The sequence below is a fragment of the Streptomyces sp. NTD91 genome, assembly GCF_059510455.1.
In genome coordinates this window covers 60,698-71,749 of record NZ_JCAJZW010000043.1, presented here as the reverse complement: position 1 = coordinate 71,749, position 11,052 = coordinate 60,698, and the positions used below count along the sequence as shown (strand labels likewise).

General features: G+C 71.7%; 10 protein-coding genes. 3 read left to right on the top strand and 7 right to left on the bottom strand.

Annotated features, from left to right (window positions below; translation table 11 throughout):
• Window positions 1–2: 2 nt before the first annotated feature.
• The gene (locus tag AC5WRT_RS31550; RefSeq protein WP_496097412.1) at window positions 3–1,229 is read right to left on the bottom strand and encodes a cytochrome P450; all 1,227 of its coding nucleotides are present in this window, start codon (window positions 1,227–1,229) and stop codon (window positions 3–5) included.
• Window positions 1,230–1,284: 55 nt separating this feature from the next.
• Complete coding sequence (locus AC5WRT_RS31545; RefSeq protein ID WP_496097413.1) at window positions 1,285–1,467, bottom strand: hypothetical protein; 183 nt, start codon at window positions 1,465–1,467, stop codon at window positions 1,285–1,287.
• A gap of 350 nt (window positions 1,468–1,817) precedes the next feature.
• Here AC5WRT_RS31545 and AC5WRT_RS31540 point away from each other — a divergent pair, with 350 nt between their 5' ends.
• Complete coding sequence (locus tag AC5WRT_RS31540; protein ID WP_496097414.1) at window positions 1,818–2,336, top strand: GtrA domain-containing protein; 519 nt, start codon at window positions 1,818–1,820, stop codon at window positions 2,334–2,336.
• A 547-nt stretch (window positions 2,337–2,883) separates the two neighbouring features.
• On the opposite strand, the gene AC5WRT_RS31535 is transcribed toward AC5WRT_RS31540, so the two are convergent.
• The 3 genes from AC5WRT_RS31535 to AC5WRT_RS31525 all read right to left on the bottom strand — a co-directional run bounded on the left by AC5WRT_RS31535 (window position 2,884) and on the right by AC5WRT_RS31525 (window position 6,313).
• Window positions 2,884–3,726, bottom strand: a complete 843-nt coding sequence (locus AC5WRT_RS31535) for a DUF4097 family beta strand repeat-containing protein (RefSeq protein WP_496097415.1) — start codon at window positions 3,724–3,726, stop codon at window positions 2,884–2,886.
• Between the two features lie 285 nt (window positions 3,727–4,011).
• Window positions 4,012–4,530, bottom strand: a complete 519-nt coding sequence (locus tag AC5WRT_RS31530) for a hypothetical protein (protein ID WP_496097416.1) — start codon at window positions 4,528–4,530, stop codon at window positions 4,012–4,014.
• Window positions 4,531–4,735: 205 nt separating this feature from the next.
• Window positions 4,736–6,313: an acyl-CoA carboxylase subunit beta gene (locus tag AC5WRT_RS31525; protein ID WP_496097417.1), complete on the bottom strand. Its 1,578-nt coding sequence runs from the start codon at window positions 6,311–6,313 to the stop codon at window positions 4,736–4,738.
• 435 nt (window positions 6,314–6,748) lie between these two features.
• Here AC5WRT_RS31525 and AC5WRT_RS31520 point away from each other — a divergent pair, with 435 nt between their 5' ends.
• Window positions 6,749–8,299 (top strand): FAD-dependent monooxygenase, encoded by a 1,551-nt coding sequence (locus AC5WRT_RS31520; RefSeq protein ID WP_496097418.1) that lies wholly within the window; start codon window positions 6,749–6,751, stop codon window positions 8,297–8,299.
• Window positions 8,300–8,380: 81 nt separating this feature from the next.
• Window positions 8,381–9,142: a thioesterase II family protein gene (locus AC5WRT_RS31515; protein WP_496100834.1), complete on the top strand. Its 762-nt coding sequence runs from the start codon at window positions 8,381–8,383 to the stop codon at window positions 9,140–9,142.
• 38 nt (window positions 9,143–9,180) lie between these two features.
• Here AC5WRT_RS31515 and AC5WRT_RS31510 read toward each other — a convergent pair whose 3' ends face one another.
• Together AC5WRT_RS31510 and AC5WRT_RS31505 are read right to left on the bottom strand one after the other, a co-directional pair.
• Window positions 9,181–10,065: a 3-hydroxybutyryl-CoA dehydrogenase gene (locus AC5WRT_RS31510; protein WP_496097420.1), complete on the bottom strand. Its 885-nt coding sequence runs from the start codon at window positions 10,063–10,065 to the stop codon at window positions 9,181–9,183.
• Window positions 10,062–11,051: a 3-oxoacyl-ACP synthase III family protein gene (locus AC5WRT_RS31505; protein WP_496097421.1), complete on the bottom strand. Its 990-nt coding sequence runs from the start codon at window positions 11,049–11,051 to the stop codon at window positions 10,062–10,064. Before AC5WRT_RS31505 ends, AC5WRT_RS31510 begins: the two co-directional genes overlap by 4 nt.
• Window position 11,052 lies beyond the last annotated feature (1 nt).

The following is an 11,052-nucleotide window of genomic DNA, read 5'->3' as shown; positions in this document are numbered from 1 at the left end:
TCCTACGGGGCCGTCTCCGTCCAGGTGACCGGGAGTTCGTGGACGCCGTAGATGTTCATGTTGGTCCTCAGCCTCACCTCACCGGCGGGGACGGCGAGTTCGAGGGTCGGCAAGCGCCGCAGCAGGCCGGCGAAACCGGCGCGCATCTCGATGCGGGCCAGCTGGTGACCGAGGCACTGGTGGACGCCGTGACCGAAGGCCAGCTGGCCGCGTGCGTTGCGGTGGATGTCCAGGGTGTCGGGGTTGTCGAAGCGCCGGGGGTCGCGGTTGGCGGCCAGCAGGGAGACCACGACGGTCGATCCCTTGCCGATCGTCTCGCCGCCCAGCTCGATGTCCTCCGTGGCGTAGCGGTAGAAGATGTCGGCGACGGACAGGTAACGCATGAGTTCCTCGACCGCGCCGGGCACCAGCTCGGGGTCGGCGCGCAGTTCGGCCGCCTGCTCGGGGTGCTCCAGGAGCGCGAACGTGCCCAGCCCCAGCATGTTGGCGGTGGTCTCGTGGCCTGCGAGCAGCAACAGGAAGGCGATGCCGGTCAGTTCGTCGATGGTGACGTCGTCCCGGCGCGCCAGGTCGGACAGGATGTCGTCGCCGGGGGCGGCGCGTTTGCGGGTGACCAGTTCGCGGAGGTAGGTGGTCAGGCCGGTGTAGGCGGCCATCTTCTCCTCGAGCGCCACGTCCTTCTCCATGAACGTGGCCGTGTTGGCCTGGAAGCTGTCGCGGTCGGCGTAGGGGACGCCGATCAGTTCGCAGATCACCAGCAGGGGCACCGGCAGCGCGAACTCCTTGACCAGGTCGACCGGCGGGGCGAGGCTCGCCATGTGCTCCAGTTGCCGCTCGGCGATGTCGGTGATGTGCGCTTCGAGCTGCTTCATGCGTTTGACGGTGAAGGCGCCGGTGAGCATGCGCCGCAGCCGGGTGTGGTCCGGCGGGTCCATGCTGATGAACAGGCCCGGCTCCGGCGGGGACGGTTCGGTGGCGGTGGGCATGCCGGGGATCTCGTACGGTACGTGGAGGACGCCGATGTCCTGGCGGGAGCTGAACCGGGTGTCGGCCAGCAGCGTGCGGACCTCGTCGTAGCCGGTGACCAGCCAGCCCTCGTGACCGTCGGGGAAGACCATGGGGCTGACGGGGCGGGCCTCGCGCAGCCGGGTGATGGCGCGGGGCGGGTCGAAGGGGCCCGCGTCACGCTCCATGGGGAGACCGTGGGGGACGAGAGGCGTGTGGCTCATCGGTTTTCCTTTCGTGGGTGACGCTGGGCTCGCCCTTGCGGGTCCGGACGGAGGCTCAGCCGGCGACGGCGGTGCCGTGGGCGGTGCCGGCCTCTTCCGGCGCCTGCCCCCCGAGCAGCTCCATGGCTGCCGCCAGATCGCGCAGGACACGGTCGGCGAGTTCGGCCGCGGAGGTGCCGTCCGGGCACCCGGCGGTCGACAGGGGGAGCATGGCCTGGTCGCTCAACGTGACGGACATGGTGGGGCTCCTTTACGTCGCACGCCGCATCCGGCGCCGGTTCCGCTTCCGTGGCTCCATCATGGCACACATGTTGACGTCATTATGAGCCAATCTGAGCCACGTATGGGCCACAGTACGGCCGCGAATCCGGCGCGACCGAAAAGCCGCAGCATGGCGGGGACTTGGGACGGGAGGCGAAAGCAAGGAGCGCGGACCACGAGCAGCCGGCCTGCGCCTTGCTGCCTCTGCTGCGGGCTCCGAGATCCCTGATCGACGAGTATGGCACCTAAACGACTCCACTGATGCGCCACGCATGTGCCATGATGACGTCACACCTCGTTCGGAGCAGGTCATCAAGGGGGCGGATCATGGAGACAGCACGCAGCCGGCAGCAGGCAGCACCGGGTGCCGTCGCCGCCTTCGCCCGCTTCGTGCTCTGCGGCGGCGGGGTGGGGCTCGCCTCCGGCTTCGCCGTCGCGGCCCTCGCCTCCCGGATTCCCTGGGCGCTGGCCAACGCCGTGGTCACCGTGGCGTCCACGCTCCTGGCCACCGAGCTGCACGCCCGCTTCACCTTCGGCGCGGGCGGGCGCGCGACCTGGCGCCAGCATGTGCAGTCGGCCGGGTCCGCGTCGGCCGCCTACGCGGCGACCTGCGGGGCGATGGTCTTCCTGCAGCTGCTGGTGCCGGCTCCGGGCGCGGTACTCGAACAGGTCGTCTACCTGTCCGCCTCCGCGCTCGCCGGCATCGCGCGGTTCGCGGTGCTGCGCCTCGTCGTCTTCGCGCGGAGCCGCTCGCAGGCCGCGGCCGACGTCCGCGCCACCCGCCCCGCCGCCGTGGCCCGCGCCTCGGCCCCGGCCGACCCCGCGCCGCTCTGCCACGCCGCCTGACGACGACGAGGCAAGCGTGCGCGGCACGTTCGAACATCCCTCGACGTCACATTCTTCGACGCCGCTCGGCCACCCTGCGGCCTGGGACACCGGCCGCCCCCGGCCGCGGGTGGCGACGCATGGCCAGGCCCACGCAGCGTGCGGCTCACCGGGCAAGTCGCGTTCGAGCTGCCCCGTCGGCTCTCGGACGGGGGACGCACACCGCCGGCCTGACTCGGATTCTCCGCGCGTGGCACGCTGCGGCCCGACAGGGCCTCCACGCGGCGGCATCCGCTGTCCGACGCGGAACTGGGCCGCGGGCTGGTGGCGATGGGCGGCACCTCGCCCTCGGTCCTGGACCACGACGAGCCGTGGGAGCTGTTCGCGCCCACCGCAGGTTGCCACGAGGAGCATGTTCTCCTCGCCGGTGGTCAGCCCGTCCACCGCGGAGAAGGCGAGGACGGAGCCGGCCGGGATGTGCAGGTCGACGCCGAGGAGGGCCTTGGCGCCGTAGGACTCGCGCAGACCGGTGCCCGGGGCGTGAAGTGCGTACGGCGGCGGGGCGGGGTCAGGACCTGGCGCGACGGATGTCGATGTTGCCGTGGCGGGTGCGGGCGCGGACCTCGACGGTGTCCTCGGTCTTCTCCGGGGTGTCGGAGGCGGTGAGGGTGTTGCGTACCTGCCCGGAGCCCGAGCTGACGTCGAGCCAGGCGGCCGTGCCCTGCCGGACGCCGACCTCGATGGCGCCGTAGGCGGTCTCCAACTGGACGCTGCCACGGGCCACTTCGCCCACGCGCAGGGTGCCGTGCGCGGTGGTGGCGGTCACCGAGGCCTCGGCGCGCTCGATGCTGATGTCGCCGTTGGCGCCGCTGATGCGCAGCTCGTCCAGGGCGGCGCCGACGGTCGTGGTGCCGTGGGAGTTCTTCAGCACGGCGGGGCCCTCCACCAGGCCGACGCGCAGGCTGCCGGAGCTGGTGGTGATCTCGGCCGGGCCTTCGGCCCGGTCCACGGTGATCGAACCGTGCGACGCGGTCAGGTGCAGCGGGCCGGTCGCGTCCAGGCGCACATCGCCGGACGAGGTCTTCACGCGGACCTCGCCGAGCCGGCCCTCGCCGAGCACCTGGGTCCAGGCACCGGTCACGTCGACGCGCGAGCCCGCGGGCAGGTCGACGGCGACATCGACGACGCCGGTGCGGCCGAACAGGCTCGACTTGGGCGTCCTGACGGTCAGCACACCGCCCGCGCAGGAGACCTCGGTCTGCTCGGCCGCGCGCACGTCCAGGTTCTTCTTCGGGTCTCGCGGCCGTACCTCGACGACCGTGTCGGCCCGCTCGCCCGCGGTGAACTGGATGGAACCGGCATCCACACGCGCCGTCACCGAGATCGCTTCGGGAGTGTCGAAAGAAGGCATGGCTGTCCCGTCCTCATGGGTTCCGGACGTCCCCGCTGGTGGGACGTGATGACGTGGGGGCGAAGCGGCGCGGGCACCGGGCGGTTCCCAGTGCCCCGGCAGGCAACGTTCGCCCGTGACGGAGCGGCGTCCGGTGCGTGCTGTCGGCGTGCCGGCCGGAAGCCCTCGTACTGGACGTACTCGGGCTTTCGGTCGGTGCGGCGAGTGGGGGCACCTCCCACGCCCCCCAGGCAGTGGGAGAGCGTGCCGCACGTCGCGACGGGACGAACGTCGCCTGTCGGGGCACTAGCGCACCCAGCCCGTGAAGCTCTGTCCGACGGCCTGGGCCCTCTCCGGCGTACGCTGCCGGACCCCGCCCTCGACGGCGGCCGACACCGCGCGGACCAGCCACGCGTTGACCGACAGGCCCTCACGGCTAGCGGCCTCCTCGGCGCGCGCCTTGAGATGCGCGGGCAGGCGCAGGTTGACGCGGGCGGTGCCGCCCTCGTCGCCGTCGGCCGGGACCGGGGTCCTGAACGGCTCGACAGGCGCGGCCGGTTCGACGCCGGCGCCGCCGTCGGTGGGCGGTGGCGTCACCACGAAGTCGGGGTCCAGCCCACGCAGCCGTACGTCGACCGAGCCGGGCGCCAGTTCGCGGGTGATCTCGTCCATCGCGGCGGAGAGCACGTTGAGCAGCATCAGCCGGGTCGCCGACTCCAGGGGGGCGGTGAGCCGCTCGGCCAGCTCGCGGGCGTCTTCCCCGCCGGACTCGGCGGCCACCGCGAGTTCGCGGCGGAGAGTGTCGACATACGGCGTGAGGTCCATGACGTCATCATGGCGGCATCATGGCACCATGCGCAAGTCTCCATGGCACCCCGGGGAGCCTTCCTCTAGGGTCACCCGCTTTACCTGTCGAGATGTGGAGAGGACAGCCTGGGGCGCGGGCAGGGCATGTCGGTTCACCGACCGTGGAAGGCGCGGAGTGGCACAATGTGATGCCAGATGACGCCAAACGGTGCCACTCAGGGCGTCACTGGGGCTGGTTGCCGTGCTTGCGGGAGGGCTGCGCCACGTACTTGCTGCGCAGCACGGCGAGCGCGTCGATGAGCCGGACGCGCGTCTCCGCGGGGTCGATGACGTCGTCCACCAGGCCGCGTTCGGCGGCGTAGTAGGGGTGCATCAGCCGGTCCCGGTACTCCTTGATGTGCTGCTCGCGGGCCGCCTCCGGGTCGGCAGCGGACGCGATCTCGCGACGGAAGACCACGTTCGCGGCACCCTCCGCCCCCATCACCGCGATCTCGTTGCCGGGCCAGGCCAGCGACACGTCCGAGCCGATGGAGCGCGAGTCCATGACGATGTACGCGCCGCCGTAGGCCTTGCGCAGGATCAGCTGGATACGGGGCACCGTCGCGTTGCAGTACGCGTAGAGGAGTTTCGCCCCGTGCCGGATGATGCCGCCGTGCTCCTGGTCGACGCCGGGCAGGAATCCCGGCACGTCCACCAGCGTCACGAGCGGGATGCTGAAGGAGTCGCACATCTGCACGAAGCGCGCGGCCTTCTCACTGCCCTGGATGTCGAGGACCCCGGCGAGCGAGGCGGGCTGGTTGGCGACGATGCCGACGACATGGCCGTCCAGCCGGGCCAGGGCGCACACCACGTTGGGCGCCCATGTCTCCTGCACCTCGAAGAACTCGCCGGCGTCGACCAGCTCCTCGACGACCTCGCGCACGTCGTACGCGCGCTTCTCGTCGGACGGCACCAGGTCACGCAGAACCGGGGTCAGCCGGTCGGGCCGGTCGGCGGGAGGCTCCGACGGCGGCAGCTCACGGTTGTTGGCCGGCAGGTAGGACAGCAGGTAGCGGACGTCGGCGAGACAGCTCTCCTCGTCGTCGTAGGCGAAGTGGGCGACTCCGGAGAGACGCGTGTGGGCGTCCGCGCCGCCCAGCGCGTCCTGGCTGATCCGCTCCCCGGTGACGGCCTTGACCACGTCCGGCCCCGTGATGAACATCTGCGAGGTGCCGCGCACCATGAACACGAAGTCGGTCAACGCCGGGGAGTAGGCCGCCCCGCCCGCGCAGGGGCCCATCATGACGCTGATCTGGGGGATGACCCCCGAGTTGCGGACGTTGCGCTGGAAGATCCCGCCGTACCCGGCGAGCGCGGTCACCCCTTCCTGGATGCGCGCCCCGGCGCCGTCGCACAGGCCCACGATCGGGGCCCCGGCCGTGGCGGCCATGTCCATGATCTTGTGGATCTTCTCGGCGTGCGCCTCGCCGAGGGAACCTCCGAAGACGCGGAAGTCATGGGCGTACGCGAAGACGGTACGGCCGAACACCCGGCCCCAGCCGGTGACCACGCCGTCGGTGTAGGGTCGCCTGTCCTCCAGGCCGAAGCCGCTCGCCCGGTGTCTGCGCAGGCCCTCGACCTCGGTGAACCTGCCGTCGTCGAAGAGGAGTTGCAGCCGCTCCCGGGCCGTGAGCTTGCCCTTGGCGTGCTGCGCCGCGGTGGCCTTGTCGCTGGGCCCCCGGCGCATGGCGTCCCGTACGGCCTCGAGTTCGGCGACCGTGCCGCGCTGCGTCCCGACCGGCGTGTCGTCCAGGGCGGTCATGGGTCTCCCTTCGGGCCGTCGTGATGAACCGTCCGACGTGTGAACCGTTGGCCAGCTTCTGCCTCTTCGCTAGAAGCCGGTTGGAGCGCCGCATGACGGCGCCTCCCGCCGGGGCGGCTCTCCACCGCCCAGCGAGCATCCGTCGAGCGCGGGACGGGAAGGTCTCGGCACGTGAGCTCCGATGTGACGGGTCATGAGCCTGCTCGGAGCCCCCTCACCGCCCGCCGGTGCCCACACCATCCCCCGAGGGCACCGGCGGGCCTTCGGTGTGTCCGCCACCGGTACGGCCCGCGTGCCCGCCGGCCGTACCGCTCGACCCCGGCCACCCCGTAGGGCTGTCCCGCCGGCGGGACAAGGCAAGCCGGACAGCGGCGCGCCCCGCCCCGGCACCGAGTTGTCTTGAAGCGCCGGTCCACGTGCGTGAACGTGGACGGGATGCAAGGACGTGAGAGGCCCACCGCAACGAGGGGGAACGACGTGGGAGACACCCGCACGGACACGGACGTGGTGATCGCGGGCGCCGGGCCCACCGGCTTGATGCTCGCCTGCGAGCTGCGGCTCGCGGGCGTCGACGTGACGGTGGTCGACAAGCTCGCCGAGCGGTCGGGCGAGTCCCGCGCCGGCGGCATCCACTCCCGCACCCTGGAAGTCCTCGACCAGCGCGGCGTCCTCGACCGCTTCCTCGCCGAGGGCGAACTGCAGCCGGTCGGCCACTTCTCCGGCCTCTACCTCGACTTCGACGAGTCGGAGTCCAGGCATCCCTATCCCCTGATGATCCTGCAGTCCACCATCGAACGGCTGCTGGAGGAGTGGGCCGGCGAACTCGGCGTACGGGTGCGCCGCTCCTGCGAGGTCACCGGGATCAGCCAGGACCAGGGCGGCGTGTCCGTCCAGCTGCACACGGGATCCGACGAGGTGCTGCGCGCCCGCTATCTCGTGGGCTGCGACGGCGGCCGCAGCACCGTCCGCAAGCTGGCCGGCATCGGTTTCCCGGGCACCGACGCGACCATGACCGCCCTGATCGGCGACGTCGAGCTGCCTGATCTGCCGGAGGACTACGTCTGGGTGCGGCGCACCCCGGTCGGCGACTACTCGGCGATCGCGTTCGAGCCCGGCTGGTACCGGGTGATCATCTCCGAATACGACCGCGTCCCCGACCGCGACGAACCGCCGACTTTCGAGCAGCTCAGGGAATCACTGATCAGGGTCGCGGGCACCGACTTCGGCATGCACAGCCCCCGATGGGTCTCCCGGTTCAGCGACGCCGCACGCCAGGCCGACCGCTACCGGACCGGACGGATCCTGCTCGCCGGCGACGCGGCCCACATCCACTTCCCGGCCGGCGGGCAGGGGCTGAACATGGGCGTGCAGGACGCCGTCAACCTCGGCTGGAAACTCGCCTCCGTCGTGCACGGCCACGCGCCCGACAGCCTGCTGGACACCTACCACGCCGAACGCCATCCCGTCGCCGAACGCGTCCTGCACAACACCCGCGCCCAGTCGGCCCTCGTCCGCCCCGGCCCCCAGACCGACGCGCTGCGCGACGTCTTCGGCTCCCTCATGGTCTTCGACGACGTCAACCAGTACCTGCGGCACCTGCTCAACGCCCTCGACATCCGCTATCCCGCCGAAGGCGACCACCCGCTGACCGGCCGGCGCGTCCCCGACGCCGACCTCACCGCCTCCGGCGGCGCCCCCCGCGTCCATGAACTGCTGCATGCCGGCCGCCCGGTCCTGCTGGACCTGCACGGCAGCACCGAGGTGGCCGCGGCCGCCAAGGGCTGGGCCGACCGCGTCGACCTCGTCGAGGCACGGAGCGAGCACGAGTACTGGACCGTCCCCGCCATCGGCGCCGTCCCCGCCCCCGCCGCGCTCCTGATCCGCCCCGACGGCCACGTCGCCTGGGCGGTCGCCGACGGCACCCGTGACACCACCGCCCTGCGCACCGCCCTCACCACCTGGTTCGGGCCGGCCCTGCAGGGGTGACACCGCACGCACCGCACGGACGGCCGGTCCGGGCCACGAGCCGGACCGGCCGTCCGCCACCGACGAAGGGACACACCGACAGTGAACAGCACGTGGCTCCGACGCTTCACCACGACCGCGGCGGACGGGCCGCGGCTCGTGTGCTTCCCGCACGCGGGGGGCTCCGCGACGGCGTTCAAGGACCTGGCGCAGACGCTGCCCGCCCACGTCGACGTGATGGCCGTGCAGTATCCGGGCCGTCAGGACCGCTACCACGAACAGCCGTTCACCGCTCTGACCCCGCTCGTCGAAGCGGTGGCCGAGGAGTTGACCCGTGAACTGGCTGAGGAGCCCGGGCGGCCGTACGCCCTGTTCGGCCACAGCATGGGCGCGCTCATCGCCTTCGAGACGGCCCGGCTGCTCGCCTCGCGCGGCCAACTGCGCGAACCGAAGCGGCTGTTCCTCTCCGGTCGGGGCGGCCCGGACATCGACAGCCTCCCCTACCACCTCTACGACGACGCCGATGTGCTGAACGACGTGCGCAGGCTGGGCGGCACCGACCAGGCCATGCTCGACGACCCCGACCTCCTGGAGCTGGTGCTGCCGGCGCTGCGGGCCGACTACCGGGCCCTGGGTACATACCGCTGGCGCGGGGGTGAGCCGCTCACCACCGCGGTGACCGCGCTGACCGGGGACCAGGACCCGATGATGAAGGTCGAGGACGCCGACACCTGGCGCGCCCACACCACCGGCGACTTCACCGTGCAGGTCTTCCCCGGCGGCCACTTCTACCTCTACGACCAGCCCGACCGGATCGCCTCGACCGTCACGGAGGGGCTGCTCGCGGCGGCCGCCACTGCCTGACGGCCGTCACACGTGTCCCCGGGCCCCTCGCGTGTCCCCTACGCGTATGTGTAGAAACCGCGGCCGGACTTCTTGCCCAGCAGGCCTCCCTCGACCATGCGCAGCAGCAGCGGCGGAGGCGCGTACAGCGGCTCCTTGAACTCCTCGTACATGGCCTGCGCGATGGACACGGTCGTGTCCAGGCCGATGAGGTCGGCGAGCCGCAGCGGCCCCATCGGGTGCGAACAGCCCTGTTCCATGCCCTGGTCGACGACCTCGGCCGGCGCCAGGCCCGACTCGACCATACGGATGGCGGACAGCAGGTACGGGAACAGCAGCGCGTTGACGAGGAAGCCCGCGCGGTCCGGCGAGGCGATCGGCTTCTTGCCCAGGACGTCGCGGACGAAGACCAGCGCCCGCGCGCTCACCGCCTCGTCGGTCAGCACCGAGGAGACCAGCTCGACGAGCGGCAGCACCGGCACCGGGTTGAAGAAGTGCATGCCGAGCACCTGGCCCGGGCGCCGGGTCGCGGCGCAGAGCCGTACGACCGGAATCGAGGACGTGTTGGTCGCCAGGATGGCGTCCGGGTCCTCGACGATCTTGTCCAGGGTGGTGAACAGGTCCCGCTTGAGCTGCTCGTCCTCCTTGACCGCCTCGATCACCAGTTGGCGGTCCGCCAGGTCGGCGAGGTCACGGGTGAACGACACCCGGCCCAGCGCCGCGTCGCGCTCCTCGGCACTCAGCTTGCCCCTGGCCACGCCCCGGTCGAGGGAGGCGGCCAGCCGCCGCGGCGCCGTCACCAGCGAGGACTCGGAGAACACCGCGACCGTCACGTTCAGCCCGGCCTTCGCGCACAGTTCGGCGATGCCGGTGCCCATGATGCCGCTGCCGGCGACACCCACCCGGTCGATGGCCGCACCGGCCTCGTGCGTGGACGTGGTCATGAGTGGGCTCCCCAGGTCAGAAGTGATGCTCCGATCGACATGCCGCCGCCGAACCCGGCCAGCAGCACCAGGTCGCCCGGCGACAGGGCTCCGGTGCGGTTGGCCTCGTCGAGTGCGACCGGCACCGAGGCGCTGCCGACGTTCCCGTACCGGATCAGGGTGCGGTGCGTGCGGGCGGCACCCAGCCCCGTGCGCTCGACGACGTCGCCCAGCATCACCCCGTTGGCCTGGTGGGGGATGAAGTGGTCGACCGCGCCGATGTCCACGCCGGCCCTGCACGCCAGCGCCAGCAGTGCGGGCGGCACGTGCTCGGCGACGAAGTCCCGTACCCCGCGGCCGTCCATCCGGAAGAAGTGGTCGCCGTCCGCGACGGTCGCCGCCGACGCGGGCCTGCGGCTGCCGCCGGCCTCGACGCGGATCAGATGGTGGGCGTCGCCCCGGCTGGACAGGTCGCTCGCGATGATCCCGTACGGCTCGGGCACCGCCCCGACGACCGCGGCGCCGGCACCGTCGGCGAACAGGACGGCGGTCTTCCTGTCGGTGAAGTCCAGGATCCGCGAGTACACGTCAGCCCCGATCACCAGCACCCGGGCGTGCGGCCGTACGGTCACCAGGCTGTGCGCCAGCGTCAGCGCGTAGACGAAGCCGCTGCACACGACGTTGACGTCGAAGCAGGCCGCGCCGTAGGCGCCCAGGCGGTGCTGCACCAGGTACGAGGTGGGCGGCTGCGGGAAGTCCCCGGTGGAGGTCGAGACGATGATGTAGTCGATGTCCTCCGCGCTCAGCTCGGCCTGGGTCAGCGCGCGTTCGGCTGCCTGCGCCGCCAGGTCGGACGTCGCCTCGTGCTCGGCCGCGTAGCGTCGAGACCGGATCTGTGTCTTGCGCTCGATCCACTCGGCGGTGACGCCGACGCGTTCGGCGACCTCCTCGTTGCCCACCTCGTGCTTGGGCAGATAGGAGCCGGTGGCAAGGATGCCGATCCCCATG

Bases quoted from the DNA above. Each gene is read 5' to 3' on its own strand.
- AC5WRT_RS31550 (WP_496097412.1), bottom strand. From the start codon at position 1,229: ATGAGCCACACGCCTCTCGTCCCCCACGGTCTCCCCATGGAGCGTGAC.
- AC5WRT_RS31545 (WP_496097413.1), bottom strand. From the start codon at position 1,467: ATGTCCGTCACGTTGAGCGACCAGGCCATGCTCCCCCTGTCGACCGCC.
- AC5WRT_RS31540 (WP_496097414.1), top strand. From the start codon at position 1,818: ATGGAGACAGCACGCAGCCGGCAGCAGGCAGCACCGGGTGCCGTCGCC.
- AC5WRT_RS31535 (WP_496097415.1), bottom strand. From the start codon at position 3,726: ATGCCTTCTTTCGACACTCCCGAAGCGATCTCGGTGACGGCGCGTGTG.
- AC5WRT_RS31530 (WP_496097416.1), bottom strand. From the start codon at position 4,530: ATGGACCTCACGCCGTATGTCGACACTCTCCGCCGCGAACTCGCGGTG.
- AC5WRT_RS31525 (WP_496097417.1), bottom strand. From the start codon at position 6,313: ATGACCGCCCTGGACGACACGCCGGTCGGGACGCAGCGCGGCACGGTC.
- AC5WRT_RS31520 (WP_496097418.1), top strand. From the start codon at position 6,749: ATGCAAGGACGTGAGAGGCCCACCGCAACGAGGGGGAACGACGTGGGA.
- AC5WRT_RS31510 (WP_496097420.1), bottom strand. From the start codon at position 10,065: ATGACCACGTCCACGCACGAGGCCGGTGCGGCCATCGACCGGGTGGGT.
- AC5WRT_RS31505 (WP_496097421.1), bottom strand. From the start codon at position 11,051: ATGGGGATCGGCATCCTTGCCACCGGCTCCTATCTGCCCAAGCACGAG.